Origin of the sequence: Neisseria meningitidis (genome assembly GCF_022869645.1) — a bacterium.
GTDB lineage: Bacteria > Pseudomonadota > Gammaproteobacteria > Burkholderiales > Neisseriaceae > Neisseria > Neisseria meningitidis.
In genome coordinates this window covers 514,648-533,796 of record NZ_CP064367.1, presented here as the reverse complement: position 1 = coordinate 533,796, position 19,149 = coordinate 514,648, and the positions used below count along the sequence as shown (strand labels likewise).

Below are 19,149 nucleotides of genomic sequence, written 5' to 3'. Positions count from 1 at the left end.
TCAGACGGCATTTTGTCGGAAAGAAGACCGTAAAACGGGCATTTTCTTTTCTATTTCAGGATACGGGCAATGATGTTTCAACACACAGGACGACACATAAAGCGTTGCCCTATGTGTTGCCCTAATTTGGAAGGGGTTACACCCCTCTCAAATAACATCTGATGCTGCTGCCACGAAGGACGGATGTCCAAATGGCGGAGTTTCAACCATTAAGGAAATACGATGAAAAAAATGTTCCTTTCTGCTGTATTGCTTCTGTCGGCTGCGACCCGAACCGTGTGGGCGGATACGGTGTTTTCCTGTAAAACGGACAACAACAAATATATAGAAGTTCAAAAAATCAACCGCAATCTTTACGAATATTCGTTCGGCAGTGCGGCAAAAAAAGAAATTGCCATACGCAACAGCAAAGCTGACCTGTTGGGGCGTTCCGACAGGTGGCAAGGCATGGGTAGCGGACGCCGGGCAACGATGAAATTCCAAAACGGCGAATTTATGTACACCGTATGGACAGGCTTCGATTCCGTGACTCATACGGAAAGCAGCGGTGTCGTTGTGGAGCGTAAGGGCAAGGAAGTCGCATGGGTCGGCTGTACGCCGAAAACCGCGCAGGCGAATTTCAACGATGCTGATTTTTCCCGGTAATCGGGGCGGATAAGGCGATGGAAACAGTGAAACCCATCATGCTGATTGTCCGACCGTCGGGCAGGGCGAAGGACGATGTGGAAACCTGCCGTCGTGCCGGATGGCAGGCGGAAGTGTTGAGCCCGATTGAAATCGAAGCAGATGCTGCCGGACTGGAACTTTTGTCCGAACAATATGCCCGTGCGGATGCCGTGTTTTGGGTCAGTCCGACCGCCGTTGAAACCGCCGTCCCGTACCTTAACCTTTCAGACGGCATAAAGATGCACATTGCCGTAGGGCAGGGCAGCCGCCGCGCATTGGAACGCTGTTTGGGCAGAACGGTCATCGCGCCTGATGACGGCAACGACAGCGAGGCGGTTTTGCGCCTGCCGGTTTGGAACAGTCTGCCCGAAGGTGCACGCGTATTGTTTGTGCGCGGACACGGCGGGCGAGATTTTCTGATGAATGCCTTGCAGGAGAAAGGTTTGCGGACGGAGGTGGCAGAAGTCTATTTCAGACGGCATAAACCTTTGAACTTTCAAAATTTCCAAACCGAAAATATTGCCGCCGCCTATATTACGTCCACAGAACTCGTGCGCTTGCTGTTCGGACAGCTTCCGCCGCAATTTTCCCGATTCTTCAAATCCTTGCTATACTTTACCCATCATCCGCGCATTGCGGAGGCATTGAAGCGCGAAGGCGTGTGTTCGGTCGAAACCGTCCCTACGCTGGAAGCCGCGCTTTCCCATTCTTCCATTTCCGTTTCAGACGGCATGGTCTTTCCCGGAACCTCAAATTAATAAGGAGCAAAACGGTGGGCGAACCTGAAAACAAATCATCCGAACCCGTACGCGAGATACAGGCATCAAAAGAAATGCCGTCTGAAACCTCTTCCCCACGCAAAGAAAACGAAACAGAAGTACACATTCCTGCCGCTCCTTTTATCGTCAAACAGTCCGGCAGCAACGCTTTGGCAGTCTGCGCCCTGGTATTGGCGGCATTGGGTTTGGGTACAAGTGGTTTTTTGTTTGTCCAAGGACAGAATGTCTTGAAAAACCAAGAGCTGGCATTCAACCAAAAAATCGACAAAGCCGCCTTGGGCGAGTCGGAAAACGCCGCCCTGTTGAAAGACAACCTCAACCGGCAAGCCGCCATACAATCAGAGCTCGACCGTTTGGACGGAAACGTCAAAGCAAACGGCGAACAAATCTTGGAAATGCAAAAATCCTATCGCGAGTTGACCAAAGGACGCGCCGATTGGCTGGTGGACGAAACCGAGACCATACTCAATCTGGCGGCGCAACAGCTGGTGTTGACTGGCAATATCCAAACGGCAGTCGGCGTATTGGAGCATATCGACAGCCGCCTGTCCCGTTTCAATCAGGCAGAGCTTCTGCCGATCAAGCAGGCGGTCAGCAGCGACTTGGCGGAACTGAAAAACCGTCCCTATGTCGATATTTCCGGCACGGCATTGCGCCTCGACAGGCTGGAAACCGCCGTATCCGGACTGCCGCTGATGCTCGACGGCGTATTGAAACCGGGCGTACAGGTGAAGAACGAAGCCGCTTCTGCTTCATGGTGGCAGAACGTATGGGAAAAATCCCTCGGCACATTGAAGGGGCTGGTCGAAATCCGCCGTTTGGAAAACAACGATGCCATGCTGATTTCTCCCGAACAGGCATATTTTGTGCGTGAAAACCTGCGCCTCCGCCTTTTGGATGCGCGGACTGCATTAATGCAGCGCAACAGCGAAGTCTATCAGGGCGATTTGAACAATGCCGAAGCCGCCGTCAGACAGTATTTCGATGCCAAGTCTCCCGCCACGCAGTCGTGGCTGAAAGAACTGGCGGAATTGAAGGCGTTGGATGTGCGCATGACGGCGGATGACGGTTTGAAAAACAGCCTAAATGCCGTCCGCGCCTATCGCGACGGTACGCGCATGACGGCGGCGGAAAATCAAGAAGCAGAACAGGCGGCTTCCGAACCGGCAAACGAAAACACAGCTTCCGAACCGGCTGCCGCATCGGATGTGAAGACCATAGAAGCACCGTCCCTGCCTTCGGAACGCAAACCGGAACAGCCTGCAAAAAAACAGCCCGTACCGGAAAAGGCAGGGCGTTCGCCGTCCGCTAAAGGAGAACGCGCATGAAAACGGTAGTCTGGATTGTCGTCCTGTTTGCCGCCGCCGTCGGGCTGGCATTGGCGTCGGGCATTTACACCGGCGACGTGTATATCGTACTCGGACAGACCATGCTCAGAATCAACCTGCACGCCTTTGTGTTAGGTTCGCTGATTGCCGTCGTGGTGTGGTATTTCCTGTTCAAATTCATCATCGGCGTACTCAATATCCCCGAAAAGATGCAGCGTTTCGGTTCGGCGCGTAAAGGCCGCAAGGCCGCGCTTGCTTTGAACAAGGCGGGTTTGGCGTATTTTGAAGGGCGTTTTGAAAAGGCGGAACTTGAAGCCTCGCGCGTATTGGGAAACAAAGAGGCGGGGGATAACCGGACTTTGGCATTGATGTTGGGCGCACATGCCGCCGGGCAGATGGAAAACATCGAGCTGCGCGACCGTTATCTTGCGGAAATCGCCAAACTGCCGGAAAAGCAGCAGCTTTCCCGTTATCTTTTGTTGGCGGAATCGGCGTTGAACCGGCGCGATTACGAAGCGGCGGAAGCCAATCTTCATGCGGCGGCGAAGATGAATGCCAACCTTACGCGCCTCGTGCGTCTGCAACTTCGTTACGCTTTCGACAGGGGCGACGCGTTGCAGGTTCTGGCAAAAACCGAAAAACTTTCCAAGGCGGGCGCGTTGGGCAAATCGGAAATGGAACGGTATCAAAATTGGGCATACCGCCGCCAGCTGGCGGATGCTGCCGATGCCGCCGCTTTGAAAACCTGCCTGAAGCGGATTCCCGACAGCCTCAAAAACGGGGAATTGAGCGTATCGGTTGCGGAAAAGTACGAACGTTTGGGACTGTATGCCGATGCGGTCAAATGGGTCAAACAGCATTATCCGCACAACCGCCGACCCGAACTTTTGGAAGCCTTTGTCGAAAGCGTGCGCTTTTTGGGCGAACGCGATCAGCAGAAAGCCATCGATTTTGCCGATGCTTGGCTGAAAGAACAGCCCGATAATGCGCTTCTGCTGATGTATCTCGGTCGGCTCGCCTACGGCCGCAAACTTTGGGGCAAGGCAAAAGGCTACCTTGAAGCGAGCATTGCATTAAAGCCGAGTATTTCCGCGCGTTTGGTTCTGGCAAAGGTTTTTGACGAAACCGGAGAACCGCAGAAGGCGGAGGCGCAGCGCAACTTGGTTTTGGCAAGCGTTGCCGAGGAAAACCGACCTTCCGCCGAAACCCATTGAAACCTTCAGACGGCATCGTTGAAATGCCGTCTGAAAACCATTTCACTTGACAAACAGACTGACAGAAAACCCGTATGACTCTTTTAAAAAACGATACCTTCCTCCGCGCCCTGCTTAAACAGCCCGTCGAATACACGCCGATTTGGATGATGCGTCAGGCGGGGCGTTATCTGCCCGAATACAAAGCCACACGCGCGAAAGCGGGCAGCTTCCTCGATTTGTGCAAAAACACCGAATTGGCGACCGAAGTTACCATCCAACCTTTGGAACGTTTCGATTTGGACGCGGCGATTTTGTTTTCCGACATCCTGACCGTCCCCGACGCAATGGGCTTGGGACTGTATTTTGCCGAAGGCGAAGGCCCGAAATTCAAACGCGCCCTGCAACACGAGGACGACATTGCCAAATTGCACGTCCCCGATATGGAAAAACTGCAATACGTTTTCGACGCGGTAACTTCCATCCGTAAAGCATTGGACGGCCGCGTACCGCTTATCGGCTTCTCCGGCAGTCCGTTCACGCTCGCCTGTTACATGGTCGAAGGCGGCAGCAGCAAAGAATTCCGCACCATCAAAACCATGATGTACTCGCGCCCCGATTTGCTGCACAAAATCCTCGATACCAACGCCCAAGCCGTTACCGCCTACCTCAACGCCCAAATCGACGCGGGCGCGCAGGCGGTGCAGATTTTCGACACTTGGGGCGGCGTGTTGAGCGATGCGGCGTTTAAAGAATTCAGCCTCAAATACATCCGCCAGATCGTCGCCGGACTCAAACGCGAAAGCGAAGGCCGCCGCGTGCCTGTTATCGTGTTTGCCAAAGGCGGCGGGCTGTGGCTGGAAAGTATGGCCCAAATCGGCGCAGACGCATTGGGCTTGGACTGGACGTGTAACATCGGCGAAGCACGCCGCCGCGTCGGCAAGCAAGTCGCCCTGCAAGGCAACTTCGACCCGTTCGCCCTCTTCGGTACGCCGGAATCCATCCGCACCGAGGTCGCACGTATCCTAGCCGACTACGGACACGGCAGCGGCCATGTCTTCAACCTCGGACACGGCATCAACCAACACGCCGACCCCGAACACGCCAAAATCTTAGTCGATACCGTACACGAGCTGTCTCGGCAGTATCACGGCGGGTAAGCCGGCAGGAAACCGCCCGATATGCCGTCTGAAGCCGAGAGATGGCCGGTTAGGGTAAAAATAAGGCAATGCGGCAATATCCGCCGTGTACGGATAGTACATGACGGCGGCGTTGTCGTATTGGCGCAATCCCAACCGTCCCTATGTTCAGACGGCATTTTTGTTTTCAGATGCAGGGAAAACCGATGGCAAAAACGCTTAAAACCCTTTACCAATGCACCGAATGCGGCGGCACTTCGCCGAAATGGCAAGGCAAATGCCCGCATTGCGGCGAGTGGAACACGCTTCAAGAAAGCTTAGCCGCGCCCGAGCCGAAAAACGCCCGCTTCCAATCTTGGGCGGCGGATACCTCGACCGTCCAATCCCTCTCCGCCGTTACCGCTGCCGAAGTGCCGCGCAACCCGACCGGCATGAGCGAACTCGACCGCGTATTGGGCGGCGGTTTGGTCGATGGCGCGGTCATCCTGCTCGGCGGCGATCCCGGCATCGGCAAATCCACGCTGTTGTTGCAAACCATCGCCAAAATGGCGCAAAGCCGCAAAGTGCTGTACGTTTCCGGCGAGGAATCCGCCCAACAAGTCGCCCTGCGCGCGCAGCGTTTGGAACTGCCCACCGAAGGCGTGAACCTGCTTGCCGAAATCCGCATGGAAGCCATTCAGACGGCCTTGAAACAGCATCAGCCCGAAGTCGTGGTTATCGATTCCATCCAAACCATGTATTCCGACCAAATCACTTCCGCCCCTGGCTCCGTGTCGCAGGTGCGCGAGTGTGCAGCCCAACTGACGCGCATGGCGAAACAGATGGGCATCGCCATGATACTGGTCGGACACGTGACCAAAGACGGCGCGATTGCCGGCCCGCGCGTGCTGGAACACATGGTTGATACCGTGCTGTATTTCGAGGGCGACCAACATTCCAACTACCGCATGATACGCGCCATCAAAAACCGCTTCGGCGCGGCAAACGAACTGGGCGTGTTCGCGATGACGGAAAACGGTTTGAAAGGTGTGTCCAACCCGTCCGCCATCTTCCTTGCCAGCTACCGCGACGACACGCCCGGTTCGTGCGTTTTGGTTACGCAGGAAGGCAGCCGACCGCTTTTGGTTGAAATTCAGGCATTGGTCGATGACGCGCACGGATTCACCCCCAAACGCCTTACCGTCGGACTGGAACAAAACCGCCTCGCGATGCTGCTCGCCGTGTTAAACCGACACGGCGGCATCGCCTGTTTCGATCAGGATGTGTTCCTCAACGCCGTCGGTGGCGTGAAAATCGGCGAACCGGCGGCGGATTTGGCAGTCATCCTCGCGATGCTTTCCAGCTTCCGCAACCGCCCGCTGCCCGAAAAAATGGTTGCATTTGGAGAAATCGGTTTGAGCGGTGAAGTCCGCCCCGTCGCGCGCGGACAAGAGCGGCTCAAAGAAGCGGAAAAACTCGGCTTCAAACGCGCCATCGTCCCAAAAGCCAATATGCCGCGCAACGTCAAAGAGTTTCCGAACCTGAAAATCTACGGCGTTTCGAGTTTGCAGGAAGCCATCGATATTTGCCGCGACAGCAGGGAATAAACGGAAATGCCGTCTGAAATCGGGTTTCAGACGGCATTTGGTTTGTGGCGGATTGAAACAAGAAGGCATACCGGCGACAGATAAGATTTGTGGCAAAGTTGCCTGTGATGTGGCAAAAACACACACGCCCGTCATCCCCGCGAGGGCGGGAATCCGGAATCGTCCGTTTCGGCAATGATTGAAAATCACGGCAATCCAACCGCTTGGATTCCCGACTTCGCGGGAATGAGGGGCGTGTGCGTTTGATTTCCATCCGCCATATGTCGGCAACGGGCTTATTCGCCTATGGTTTTTTGTATCAGTTTTTCGGCGTTTGCCAAAGTGTTTGCCACTTCGTCGAAACCGATGCGGCTGCCGGCGATGAGGGCGCGCGTATCGGTATAGGCGGCGCGTACTTTGCCGTCCGTTTCGGTAACGAGGACGCGCAGGGGCAGTTGCAGGGCGAAGGCGGGGTCTTTGACCATCAGCGGCGTACCGGCTTTGGGCGTGCCGAAGACGATGACTTTTGCCGGCTGCATCGTTAAGCCGTTTCGGCGGGCGGCTTCCTGATGGTCGATGACGGCAAAAATGTCCATCCCTTTGCTTTTTATGGCGGTTTCAAGGCGGCTGACGGTTTCGTCAAAACTGTATTTTGAGGTGAGGGTATGCGTGGTCATAGCGGTTTCGTTTTGGGTTTGCGGTTCGCTGGCAGGATGTGCCGAAGCGGTTGAAATGCAGAGTGCGGATGCGGCAATCAGGGGGAGTATGTGTTTCATCGTATTTCCTTTTTCCTTTTCGGTTTGTTTATCAGGCTTCGGACGGGGCGGCACGCGCCGCGCCCGATGTTGCGCCGCGTGCCGGGGTGTCGTATGCCGTCTGAAAGCCTGTCCTTTCAGACGGCATTGCGTCATTTCATCCCTTTTTTGAGCAGGTCTTCATAACCGCCGTGATTGGCAACATTCGTATAGCCTGCTTTTTTCAGTTCTTGAAGGGCGGCTTTGGCACGCCGTCCGCTGCGGCAGTAGAGGTTGACCGGCGTGTCTTTGTCGGGCGCGGCTTCGTGTATGCGGCGGACGATTTGGTCGACGGGGATGTTGACCGCGTTGTGCAAATGCCCTTCGCTAAATTCCTGTTCGGAACGGACATCGATCCAAACGGCCGGATGTTGCGCGGTTTGGGCGGCGGATACGGGTTTTTGCGGGGCTGCCTGCGCGGCAAAGGCGGCTGAGGCAATGAGTGCGGCGGTAATCAGGTGTTTGATATTCATAGGGTTTTCCTGCGGTTGTTGTCCGAAAGGACGGGAAGTTATTTTATCTGTTCCAAAGCGGCGGCATCTATGTCCCAACGCCAAACGCCGCCGCCTTTGCCGTCTGTGCCGCGCAAAAACAGGTAGCGGACGGAAACGGCGGCGGGCGGTTGTCCGCGCAGTTTGAAGTAGCGTGCGGCGGCAACGGCGTAAATCAGCGCCTGAAGGTAATAGTGGTGGTGCGTGACGGCTTCGTCCATCGCCTGTTGCGTGTAGGCGGATGCGTCCGCGCCGAGGTGGTTCGACTTGTAGTCGATGACGCAGATATTGCCGTCGGGGTCTTGGCAGACCATATCGATAAAGCCGTTTAAAAAGCCGTTGACGGTGTGGAAGTCTAGCGTTTCGGCGGCGGCACGGCAGACTTCGGGCAGCCGGACATCGTCGCGGGCAAACCAGTCGCGCAGGCGTTTGAGGCTGAAGTCTTCGGTGTGGAGGGTAAAGCCCATTTCGGGACAGCGGCACTCGGGTGAGATGTCGGACAGGTCGTATGCCCCCGTCAGCGGCGTTTTGCGGCAGGCTTCCGCCATTTCGGCAACGGCGGGCAGCCATATTTCTTCAAAACCGTATTTTTTCAGCTTGTCGGCAATGAGGGTTTCCTGTCCGGCGGCTGCTTGTCCGAATTTGAAATCTTCAAGAATTTCGTGCAGGCACAGCCCCGCCTGCGTGCCTTTCGGAAAATCGTGTATCGATATGCCGTCTGAAGCCGTCGGCGTTTCAGACGGCATCGCCGGCACCGAGGTTTCGGCGGCATCCAAGGACGGGCAGGCATCTTCTTCGCCGCCGTCGGGCGTTTGGGTATGGCGGCTTAAGGCGGTAAAGCTGGTGTGGCGGACAAATCGGAATCCGCGTTCGGGAATGCTGTTTGCGGCAAATTCGGCGGTTTGACCGGCGTTGCTGCGATAGGCGGCAGGGGGCGGCGCATTTTCGGTGAAGGCGAAATTTGTGCCGGAAGGGGCGTTGTCCGCCACGCGCCGCCAGTTGCGTTTGAGCATCGCGATGCCGTCTTTTTCACACGCATAGGCACGGCGGACGGTTTCACGGCTGTCTTGGGGCGAGCCTTCAATCAGGTAGGCGAGGGGGTTGTCGGCAGTATTGGTGGAGTACGCGGCGTAGATGTTGAGCTGTTCCTCGGCACGCGTCAGCGCGACATAAAGCAGGCGCAGGCGTTCCGCCATTTCTTCATCGGCGTATTGTTTCTGTTCGTCTTCCGACAGTTGCGCCTTTGCCAACAGTTCGGTTCGGTTTGCGCCTTGGTGGAGGATTTGCCAGTCGGACGGTCCGGTATCTTGCGCGTCCCACGCAAACGGGCAGTACACCAGCGGATACTGCAAACCTTTCGAGGCGTGCATGGTAACGATTTTGACCAAATCTTCGTCGCTTTCCAGACGGATGGCTCGGCTGTCGCCGCCGTTGTTACCGACCAGGCTGATTTGGTCGCGCAGCCATTTGTGCAGCGCGGCGGGGTTGCGGTTTTGGGCGTCTTCGGCGGCAAGCAGTTCGAGCAGTTGGAAATAGTTGGTCAGGCTGCGCCCGTTGTTCCGGCTTAAGAGGCGCGTTTCGATGCCGTGTGTTTGGGAAAATTGCTGCATGGCGGCGAAAATGCCGTATTGATTCCAGTTGTCGAGCGCGGTTCGGGCAGATTCCGCCCAATGCAAAATCTCGCTTTCGTTTTGGTTGAAGTCGTGCAATTGCTGCGCGTTATAGCCGAATATGCTGCTTGTCAGGACAAAGCGCAGCGTTCCGGCGCGGCGCGGTTCGAGCCAGAAGCCGATGAGTGCGGACAGGGCGGCGGCTTCGGGCGAGGCGAACACGGATTCGCGCGAAAGCAGGACGCTTTGCACCTGCCGTTTTTTCAGGGCGGCGGAAACCATCACCGCCTCGTTGTGCGTGCGTACCAGCACGGCAATATCGCCCGACTGCAACGGGCAGCCTTTGAAATTCAGACGGCCTCTGGCGGCTTCGTTGAGCGCGTGGGCGATTTCGTCGGCGCAATAGTCGGCGGCACGGCGGCGCAAAACGTCTTTGTTGGCTTTTTCATTGTCGTTTTCGTGCAGCCAACGAACCTGTACGGCAGGACGTTCGGGGGACAGCCTGCTTTCGGCACGCGCCGCACCGACTTCCGAATAGCCGATGTTTTCCAAAACGAACGGGCGTTCTTTGAGGCGGAACAGCGCGCCTATGCTGCCGATAAGCGCGGCGTGGCTGCGGTAGTTGGTGGCGAGCGTGTAGCGGTGCCGCGCGTCTTCCGCCGCCTGAAGGTAGGCGTAAATGTCCGCTCCGCGAAAGCTGTAAATCGCCTGTTTGGGATCGCCGACGAGGAACAGCGGTCGGTTTTGGGCGATGAAAATCTTTTGGAAGATTTCGTATTGCAGCGGGTCGGTGTCTTGGAACTCGTCGATCAGCGCGGTTTCCCAGTTTTCGGCAACGGCGCGGGCGAGAGTGTCGGCGTGCGGATTGTCGGTCAGCGCGGTGTGGACATCGAGCAGCAGGTCGTCGAAACCGCGTTCGCGGCGCGATTTTTTCATCTCGGCAAGGCTGCGGTTGAGGTATTCGATTAAATCCAGTTGCAGCCGGATCATTGTTGCTTCTTCCGCTTCTTCGAGTGCGTTCAAATCGCGCCCGAAGTCTGCCAGTTTCTGCAATTCGGCAAATACTGCCGCATCGGGCGTTTTGCCTTTTTTCAGTCCGGCTTCGAGTTTGTCGGATGCAAGTTTCAAGAGTCTGTCGTGTGTGTCTTTGTCCAGAAAGGGCAGTTGTCCGGCGGCGGATTTTTGTGCCAGTTCTTTAAAAAGGTTGCCGAAGCTGTTTTTGCGGTAACTGTTGCCGTTGAGGTCGGGATGAATGCGCCAAAAGCCGGCTTCCAGTTCTGGCAGCAGGCGGCAGATGGTTTGCCATGAGGTTTCGGCGTTGCGCTGCGCCTGTTTCAAATCCGCCTGCGGACGGCGGAAATTCAGGTACGGGCGGGAAAGATAGCGCGAAATTTGGGCAAGGACGGTTTGCGGCACAGCTTTGCGTTTAAGCGCCAATGCGGCAAGCACCGGATCATTGCTGACGCGTTCCCGCCAAAAATCTTGCGCCGGGATAAGCAGGCGGTCGCCGTCTTCTTCGGTCATTTCGACATCGAACGGTGCTTGGCACAGGAAGGCGTAGTCGCGCAGGATGCGCTGGCAGAAGCCGTGGATGGTATAGATGGCGGCGTTGTCGAATTGCCCGATGGCGGCCTTGAGGCGGACAATCAGACGCGTCCGGCCCTCTTTTTGCAAAGCCTGTTTTAAGAGTTCGGGCAGGAAGGTGTCGCCTTCGTGGTGTTCGGCGCAGTAGGCGGCAATGCCGTCTGAAAGCGTGTCGTCTCCAAGTTTGGCAATTCCTTTGCTTTCTAAAACTTGTAACACATCGTCCAAACGCCCGCGCAGGCGTGTTTTCAGCTCGGCGGTGGCGGCTTTGGTGAAGGTTACGACCAATACGCGTTCGACGTTTTTTTGTTCTAATACGATCAGGCGTGTAAACAGGGCGGCAATGCCGTAGGTTTTGCCGGTGCCGGCAGAGGCCTCAATCAGGTTGGTGCCGGAAATGGGGACGGTTAGCGGGTCGAATGCTTGGATGCTTGCAGACATAGTGCGCGCTCGGAAAACGGTTGGACGGTATAGTGGATTAACAAAAATCAGGACAAGGCGACGAAGCCGCAGACAGTGCAAATAGTACGGAACCGATTCACTTGGTGCTTCAGCACCTTAGAGAATCGTTCTCTTTGAGCTAAGGCGAGGCAACGCCGTACTGGTTTTTGTTAATCCACTATAAAACGGGAAAATGCCGTCTGAAAAATGGTTTCAGACGGCATCGTCTGGCTTAGAGGTTTTGCAGGCGTTCGACAGACGGCGCGTAGTAGTATCCGCCCGAAACGGCGGCGGAGAGGTGCCGGAGCAGCAGGTCGGTTTTGCCATCCGTGTCGCCGAACATACTCAATAATTGCGCTTCGATATTGTGCAGCGTGCGGCAGTATGCGGTAAACATCAAACCGTGTTCGCCGCTGATTTTGCCGAAGGGCAGGCTGCGGCGGACGATTTTCAGGCCGACTCCGTTTTCTTTCAGGTTGACGCGGCCGAGGTGCGAATCGGGCAGGCGGACATCGTGGCCGAATTCGTCGTCGGTTTCCTTGCCGCGTCCGACCGAGGCCTCCTGTTCGGCGACGGGGACGGCATCCCATTTTTTCAAATCGTGCAGGTATTTTTGCAGCAGGACATAGCTGCCGCCCGCATCGGGTTTTCCTTCGGGGATGATGGCGACTTCGCGGACATTTTCATCGCCCTGCGGGTTTTCCGTGCCGTCGACGAAACCGTCCAGCCCGCGATCCTGATACAGGCGCAAACCGTGTTCTTCGGACGCGACGCATATGCTGTCGCCGAACGCGCCCAAAACGGATTGGGCAAGCGCGTAGGCGGCGTTTTGGCGGAAAGATTGGATGTGGATGGACATATCGTGCTGCGTGGACGGCGCAAGCCCGTTGCCCATTTCGGAGAAGGGTTTGATTTCACTGCCTTCGTCCGTATGTCCGAATGTTGCCCAGGCTTTGCTGCCGAAGGCGATGGTCAGACCCAAAATATCGTCCGGAAAGCGGGTTTTCAAGGCGGATAACGCGTCGAGCGAAGCGCGGCAGGCGGCTTTAATATCGTTGAGGCGGTTGGCGGCGAAGTCGGCTTCGATAAAGATGCCGGCTTGGGCGTGGTCGGGAATGATGGCGGATTGGGGCGTGTTCATGAGATGTTCCTTTTTGGTGTCATCTGTTTCGGATGGATTATAGCACCGAATCGGCAGGCGGATTTTTGCCGGAACGGCGTGCGTGAATCCGCCGTTTGCATACCTGATGCCGCTTTTCGGTTTCGTGCCGCCCGCCGCCTTTCCCGCCCCCTTTATTTCCGCTTCCGGCGGCTTCGGCATATCTTTTCCATTCCGATTTGGAATAACCATATAAAAAAAGTATTCTTTGTGTTTGCCGCAATTTCACTTAGAATGCCGCACTTGCACACTTTTTACAGGAGAGAATGATGTTGAAAAAATTCGTACTCGGCGGCATTGCCGCATTGGTTTTGGCGGCCTGCGGCGGTTCGGAAAGCGGCAGCGGAGCATCTTCCGCGCCTGCACAATCGGCAGTTTCCGGTTCTTTAATCGAGCGCATCAACAATAAAGGCACGGTTACCGTCGGCACGGAAGGCACTTACGCACCGTTTACCTACCACGACAAGGACGGCAAACTGACCGGTTACGATGTGGAAGTAACCCGCGCCGTGGCGGAAAAACTGGGCGTGAAAGTCGAGTTTAAAGAAACGCAATGGGATTCGATGATGGCGGGTTTGAAGGCGGGGCGTTTCGACGTGGTGGCAAACCAAGTCGGTCTGACCAGCCCCGAACGCCAAGCGACATTCGACAAATCCGATCCTTACAGCTGGAGCGGTGCCGTATTGGTTGCCCGTAACGACAGCAACATCAAATCTATCGACGACATCAAAGGCGTGAAAACCGCACAATCCCTGACCAGCAACTACGGCGAAAAAGCCAAAGCTGCAGGCGCAGATTTGGTGGCAGTGGACGGTTTGGCGCAATCGCTGACCCTGATTGAACAAAAACGTGCCGATGCAACCCTGAACGACGAATTGGCGGTTTTGGACTATCTGAAGAAAAACCCGAATGCGGGCGTGAAAATCGTTTGGTCCGCACCTGCCGATGAAAAAGTCGGTTCCGGCCTGATTGTCAACAAGGGCAATGACGAAGCCGTGGCGAAATTCAGTACGGCAATCAACGAGCTGAAAGCCGACGGTACGCTGAAAAAACTGGGCGAACAATTCTTCGGAAAAGACATCAGTGTTCAATAATTTCCTTGCTTCGCTGCCGTTTATGACGGAAACACGCGCCGATATGATTGTCAGCGCGTTTTTGCCTATGGTCAAAGCCGGCTTCGCGGTCTCTCTGCCTTTGGCGGCAGCTTCTTTCGTTATCGGTATGATGATTGCGGTAGCCGTGGCTTTGGTGCGGATTATGCCCGCCGGCGGCATCGTGCGGAAAATCCTGCTGAAATTGGTGGAATTTTATATTTCCGTCATTCGCGGTACGCCGCTGTTGGTTCAGCTTGTGATTGTGTTTTACGGGCTGCCTTCCGTCGGCATCTATATCGACCCGATTCCTGCCGCCATCATCGGCTTTTCGCTCAATGTCGGCGCATATGCTTCCGAAACCATACGCGCGGCAATTTTGTCCGTACCGAAAGGCCAATGGGAAGCAGGTTTCTCCATCGGCATGACCTATATGCAGACGTTCCGCCGCATCGTCGCGCCGCAGGCATTTCGCGTTGCCGTGCCGCCTTTGAGCAACGAGTTTATCGGTTTGTTTAAAAACACCTCGCTCGCGGCAGTCGTGACGGTAACGGAATTATTCCGCGTCGCGCAGGAAACGGCAAACCGCACTTATGACTTTTTGCCCGTCTATATCGAAGCCGCTTTGGTTTACTGGTGTTTTTGTAAAGTGCTGTTCCTGATTCAGGCGCGTTTGGAAAAACGTTTCGACCGCTACGTCGCCAAATAAGGAGTTGTCATGATTAAAATCCGCAATATCCATAAGACCTTCGGCAAAAATACCATTTTGCGCGGCATCAATTTGGATGTGTGCAAAGGGCAGGTGGTCGTCATCCTCGGGCCTTCCGGCTCAGGCAAAACGACGTTTCTGCGATGCCTAAACGCGTTGGAAATGCCCGAAGACGGACAAATCGAGTTCGACAACGAGCGACCGCTGAAAATCGATTTTTCTAAAAAACCAAGCAAACACGATATTTTGGCACTGCGCCGCAAATCAGGCATGGTGTTTCAACAATACAACCTCTTTCCGCACAAAACCGCCTTGGAAAACGTGATGGAAGGACCGGTTGCCGTACAGGGCAAGCCTGCCGCCCAAGCGCGCGAAGAGGCTCTGAAACTGCTGGAAAAAGTCGGCTTGGGCGACAAAGTGGATTTGTATCCCTACCAGCTTTCCGGCGGTCAGCAGCAGCGCGTCGGCATTGCCCGAGCATTGGCGATTCAGCCCGAGCTGATGTTGTTTGACGAACCCACTTCCGCGCTTGACCCCGAGTTGGTGCAAGACGTGTTGAACGCCATGAAGGAATTGGCGCGGGAAGGTTGGACGATGGTCGTCGTTACCCACGAAATCAAGTTCGCGCTGGAAGTTGCCACGACCGTTGTCGTGATGGACGGCGGCGTTATCGTAGAGCAGGGCAGCCCGAAAGAGTTGTTCGACCACCCCAAACACGAACGGACGCGGAGATTTTTAAGCCAAATCCAATCTACCAAGATTTGATTAAGCATTTTTCCTGTGTTTACAGAGGCCAGATTAGATTCGGATTGCTTTCGATGACGGCTTTGAATTGGTTTTGAATCCGCTCGATGGCTGCTTGCGTATCCGCCTCAAAACGCAACACCAGAATCGGCGTGGTATTGGAAGCACGCATCAGACCGAAGCCGTCGGGAAATTCAACGCGCAGACCGTCGATGGTGATGATTTCGGTTGCGCCTTCAAATTCGGCTTTGGCGGCGAGTTCGTCGATAACCTGATGGCCGTTGCTGCCTTCGGGCAGGGCGATGTTGAGTTCGGGCGTGGAAATGCTTTGCGGCAGGTTGTTTAACACTTCGGACGGATTATCGGAGGCAGACAGGATTTCCAAGAGGCGTGCGCCGGCGTACAGACCGTCGTCGAAGCCGAACCAGCGTTCTTTGAAGAAGATGTGTCCGCTCATTTCGCCGGCAACCAGCGCGCCGGTTTTTTTCATGGCGGATTTGATAAAGCTGTGGCCGGTTTTTTCCATTATGGCTTCGCCGCCGTGTTCTTTAATCCAAGGCGCAAGCAGGCGGGTGGACTTCACGTCGAAAATGACTTTCGCGCCGGGATTGCGGTTCAAAACGTCTTGGGCGAACAGCATCAGTTGGCGGTCGGGATAAATAATGTTGCCGTCTTTGGTGACCACACCCAAGCGGTCGGCATCGCCGTCAAACGCCAGGCCGATTTCGGCATCACCGTTTTTCAGCGCGGCAATCAAATCTTGCAGGTTTTTCGGTTTGGATGGGTCGGGATGGTGGTTGGGGAAAGTGCCGTCCACGTCGCAGAAAAGCTCGGTTACTTCGTTGCCCAAGCCTTTATAGAGTTTGCCGGCAAACGCGCCGCCCACGCCGTTGCCCGCGTCGATGGCAATTTTCATGGGGCGTTTGAGTTTGATGTGGCCGACGATGTGGTTGTGGTATTCGCCGGAGATGTCTTTTTCGGTTACGTTGCCTTGTTTGTCGGCGGCAACAAAACCATCTTTCTCAACAATAGCTAAAAGTTCTTGAATGGCTTCGCCTGCGAGCGTGTCGCCGCCGAGCATCATTTTGAAACCGTTGTAATCAGGCGGATTGTGGCTGCCGGTAATCATCACGCCGCTGCCGCCGCATTCGTTGATGGCGGCAAAATAGAGCATAGGAGTGGCGACCATGCCGACGTTGAGTACGCCGATGCCGCTGTCGGTAAAGCCGCGTTGGATGTGCTCCATCAGTTCGGGACCGCTCAAGCGTCCGTCGCGTCCGAGCGCGATGCGGGTCATGCCTTTTTCGGCGGCTTTGGCGGCGATGGCCCTGCCGATGAGATAGGCGGCATCGTCAGTCAGGGTTTTGCCGACAATGCCTCGGATGTCGTAGGCTTTGAAGATGTCGCGGGCAATATTTGCCATGATGGTTTCCTTGTTGTGGTTTCAGGAAAGGAGGCTATTTTAACACGTTGCAACATTGTCCGAAGGCTTGCGGGAGGTGTTCAGACGGCATATGTGCTTGGATTTTATGCCGCCTGAAACAAAAAAAGCAGCCTTTGTGCAGGCTGCTTTCGGATTGCCGGTTTATACCGCTTCGGCTTTAATGATGACGACAGGTTCGCTCGGTACGTCGTCATGGTAGCCGTGGCGTTTGGTGGATACGCCTTCGATGGCATCGACAACGTCAAAACCGTCAACGACTTTACCGAATACTGCATAGCCCCAGTCTTGGACGACGGTTTTGCCGTACAGCTCTTTAGAACGGAAGTTCAGGAAAGCGTTGTCGGCAGTGTTGATGAAGAATTGCGCGCTGGCGGAATGGGGGTCGGAAGTGCGTGCCATGGCGATGGTGTATTTATCGTTGGGCAGGCCGTTGGACGCTTCGTTTTGAATCGGATCGCGGGTTTCTTTTTCGTTCATGTTTTCATCCATGCCGCCGCCTTGAATCATGAAGCCTTTGATGACGCGGTGGAAGATTACGCCGTCGTAGAAGCCGTCTTTGACGTATTGCTCGAAGTTTTTGGCGGTAACGGGGGCTTTGTCGAAATCGAGTTCGATTTTGATGTCGCCTTTGTTGGTGTGCAGGATAATCATGGGTTTCCTTTCGTTAGAATCCGGTTTTGAATGATTCGACAAATTGTGTCTGAACGACAAACTTCAAGGTCGTCTGAAAAATATTCTTTCAGACGGTCTTGTTGTTTAGGTCGATGGTTTACATCAGTACAGCATAAGCCCACAGAGCAACCAATACTACGCAGAGGATGTTCAGCAGTATGCCGACATTCATCATTTCGCGTTGCTTGATTAAGCCTGTGCCGAACACAATCGCGTTAGGCGGTGTGGCAACCGGCAGCATGAAGGCACAAGATGCGCCGATGCCGATGACGAATACCAAGACTTGTTCGGGCAGCCCCATCTGCATAGCGATGCCGGAGAAAATCGGTACAAGCAATGCGGCGGAGGCGGTGTTGCTGGTGAACTCGGTCAGAAAAATAATGAAGGCGGCGACGATGAGTATTACCAAAAATGCGGGTGCGCCGGAAAAGGTGGCGGCAACCTGCTGTCCCAAGGCTTCGGACGCGCCGGATGTTTTCAACAGCGTGCTCAGGCTGATGCCGCCGCCGAAGAGCATCAACACGCCCCAGTCGGTATTGCGGGCGACTTCCTTCCATTGCGCCACACCAAATACAACGACGGCGACGGCGGCACTCAGGGCGATAACGGTGTCGGGATTGGAAATGCCGAAGGCGGTTTTGATTTTGGAACTGAATATCCACGCGGCGGCTGTGGCAAGGAAAATCAACAGCGCGATGACACGGTGCAGCGTCCAAGGGATGGATTCGGCTTTGATTTCCACACGTTCGTTCAAATTAGGTTTGAGGATGACGTACAGGGAGAGCAGCATCAAGGGCAGAATCAACAGCATCATCGGCAGGCCGAGCTTCATCCAGCCGACGAAGTCCAAGTTTAGGGCTTTGGCGGCAATCAGGTTGGGCGGCGAGCCGACGAGCGTGCCCAAGCCGCCGATGCTGGCGCAATAGGCGATGCCGAGCAGGACGAAGACGTAGGTTTTGCGTTCTTTTTCCCGGTCGAGGTGGCTCAGCATACCCATTGCCAGAGGCAGCATCATCGCGGCGGTGGCGGTGTTGCTGATCCACATGGACAGAAAGGCGGTAACGAGGAACAACATCAGCACGGCGGCCTTCATACTGCCGCGCGACAGCCGCAGCAGGCTGACGGCGATTTTGCGGTCGAGACGCTGCATATGCAGGGCGGTGGCGAGTGCGAAACCGCCGAAAAAAATGTAGATAATCGGGTTGGAAAAATCAGCCATCGCCTTTTTGATGTCCATGTCGGGGAAACCGAGTACGACGGCGAGGATAGGGATCATCAGCGCGGTAACGGTAATGTGGACGGCTTCGGTAAACCAAAGTGCGGCAACGAAAATCAGCAGCGCGATACCTTTGTTGGCATCAGGGGCGTAGGGCAGGATATGGTAAATGCCGAAACAGACGACGGCGGAAATAATGGTGGTCAGCAGTCCTTTAAAGTCGGTAATCGGCTTCTGCGCACTGAGAAGCTCGACGTTTTCAGGATGCTGGGTTTTGTCCTTTGCATGCAGGTTCATGAATACTCCTTTAAGGCAATAAAATCGGTTTTTCTTTTGTGTCGTGCAATCCGAAACGGTTTGTGGAACCGCCGATTCTGCAACTGGTTCGAGTATATTTGTAATCTGATGTAGTGTAAATATATTGTAAACGATTTGTCGGTTTTGTTTATGAGATGGGATTGATATGTAAGGGGAAAAATAGGATATATCGGGAAGAGGTGCATCCTGTTTGGGGAAAATAAACC

16 protein-coding genes are annotated in these 19,149 nt (G+C 55.0%); 9 read left to right on the top strand and 7 right to left on the bottom strand.

Annotated elements, in window-relative coordinates; genetic code table 11:
* Window positions 1–222 precede the first annotated feature (222 nt).
* The 6 genes from IUJ45_RS02805 to radA all read left to right on the top strand — a co-directional run bounded on the left by IUJ45_RS02805 (window position 223) and on the right by radA (window position 6,691).
* Window positions 223–645, top strand: a complete 423-nt coding sequence (locus IUJ45_RS02805; protein WP_002249306.1) for a protein Gly1ORF1 — start codon at window positions 223–225, stop codon at window positions 643–645.
* A gap of 17 nt (window positions 646–662) precedes the next feature.
* A complete protein-coding gene (locus IUJ45_RS02800; RefSeq protein ID WP_002249307.1) occupies window positions 663–1,424 on the top strand; it encodes a uroporphyrinogen-III synthase in 762 nt (253 codons plus the stop codon).
* A 14-nt stretch (window positions 1,425–1,438) separates the two neighbouring features.
* A complete protein-coding gene (locus IUJ45_RS02795) occupies window positions 1,439–2,773 on the top strand; it encodes a uroporphyrinogen-III C-methyltransferase (RefSeq protein ID WP_002246092.1) in 1,335 nt (444 codons plus the stop codon).
* Window positions 2,770–3,987, top strand: a complete 1,218-nt coding sequence (locus IUJ45_RS02790) for a heme biosynthesis protein HemY (RefSeq protein ID WP_002246093.1) — start codon at window positions 2,770–2,772, stop codon at window positions 3,985–3,987. Before IUJ45_RS02795 ends, IUJ45_RS02790 begins: the two co-directional genes overlap by 4 nt.
* Before the next feature lie 74 nt (window positions 3,988–4,061).
* Entirely contained in the window at window positions 4,062–5,126 is a 1,065-nt protein-coding gene (gene hemE, locus IUJ45_RS02785; RefSeq protein ID WP_002246094.1) for a uroporphyrinogen decarboxylase, read from the top strand.
* A gap of 185 nt (window positions 5,127–5,311) precedes the next feature.
* Window positions 5,312–6,691 (top strand): DNA repair protein RadA, encoded by a 1,380-nt coding sequence (radA, locus tag IUJ45_RS02780; protein WP_002246867.1) that lies wholly within the window; start codon window positions 5,312–5,314, stop codon window positions 6,689–6,691.
* 275 nt (window positions 6,692–6,966) lie between these two features.
* On the opposite strand, the gene IUJ45_RS02775 is transcribed toward radA, so the two are convergent.
* From IUJ45_RS02775 to IUJ45_RS02760, 4 genes are all read right to left on the bottom strand, one after another.
* Window positions 6,967–7,446: a DUF302 domain-containing protein gene (locus tag IUJ45_RS02775; protein ID WP_002246096.1), complete on the bottom strand. Its 480-nt coding sequence runs from the start codon at window positions 7,444–7,446 to the stop codon at window positions 6,967–6,969.
* Window positions 7,447–7,577: 131 nt separating this feature from the next.
* Window positions 7,578–7,937: a rhodanese-like domain-containing protein gene (locus tag IUJ45_RS02770; RefSeq protein WP_002249308.1), complete on the bottom strand. Its 360-nt coding sequence runs from the start codon at window positions 7,935–7,937 to the stop codon at window positions 7,578–7,580.
* Between the two features lie 38 nt (window positions 7,938–7,975).
* Window positions 7,976–11,590 carry an exodeoxyribonuclease V subunit beta gene (gene recB / locus IUJ45_RS02765; RefSeq protein ID WP_002249309.1) on the bottom strand — a complete coding sequence of 1,205 codons (3,615 nt, stop codon included), beginning with the start codon at window positions 11,588–11,590 and terminating at the stop codon, window positions 7,976–7,978.
* Between the two features lie 232 nt (window positions 11,591–11,822).
* Window positions 11,823–12,731, bottom strand: a complete 909-nt coding sequence (locus IUJ45_RS02760) for a Dyp-type peroxidase (protein WP_002232086.1) — start codon at window positions 12,729–12,731, stop codon at window positions 11,823–11,825.
* Between the two features lie 284 nt (window positions 12,732–13,015).
* Between IUJ45_RS02760 and IUJ45_RS02755 the strand changes: the two genes are divergently transcribed.
* Genes IUJ45_RS02755 through IUJ45_RS02745 form a run of 3 tightly spaced genes read left to right on the top strand, consistent with a single transcriptional unit; the run spans window position 13,016 to window position 15,314 of the window.
* Window positions 13,016–13,843 (top strand): amino acid ABC transporter substrate-binding protein, encoded by an 828-nt coding sequence (locus IUJ45_RS02755; RefSeq protein WP_002221189.1) that lies wholly within the window; start codon window positions 13,016–13,018, stop codon window positions 13,841–13,843.
* Entirely contained in the window at window positions 13,833–14,549 is a 717-nt protein-coding gene (locus IUJ45_RS02750) for an amino acid ABC transporter permease (RefSeq protein ID WP_002213985.1), read from the top strand. Before IUJ45_RS02755 ends, IUJ45_RS02750 begins: the two co-directional genes overlap by 11 nt.
* A gap of 9 nt (window positions 14,550–14,558) precedes the next feature.
* Entirely contained in the window at window positions 14,559–15,314 is a 756-nt protein-coding gene (locus IUJ45_RS02745) for an amino acid ABC transporter ATP-binding protein (protein WP_002222716.1), read from the top strand.
* 19 nt (window positions 15,315–15,333) lie between these two features.
* On the opposite strand, the gene IUJ45_RS02740 is transcribed toward IUJ45_RS02745, so the two are convergent.
* The 3 genes from IUJ45_RS02740 to IUJ45_RS02730 form a co-directional block, all read right to left on the bottom strand.
* Window positions 15,334–16,716 (bottom strand): phosphomannomutase/phosphoglucomutase, encoded by a 1,383-nt coding sequence (locus tag IUJ45_RS02740; RefSeq protein WP_002236853.1) that lies wholly within the window; start codon window positions 16,714–16,716, stop codon window positions 15,334–15,336.
* A 162-nt stretch (window positions 16,717–16,878) separates the two neighbouring features.
* Window positions 16,879–17,388 carry a peptidylprolyl isomerase gene (locus IUJ45_RS02735; RefSeq protein ID WP_002213981.1) on the bottom strand — a complete coding sequence of 170 codons (510 nt, stop codon included), beginning with the start codon at window positions 17,386–17,388 and terminating at the stop codon, window positions 16,879–16,881.
* 118 nt (window positions 17,389–17,506) lie between these two features.
* Complete coding sequence (locus IUJ45_RS02730) at window positions 17,507–18,922, bottom strand: SLC13 family permease (protein WP_002246099.1); 1,416 nt, start codon at window positions 18,920–18,922, stop codon at window positions 17,507–17,509.
* Window positions 18,923–19,149: the final 227 nt, after the last annotated feature.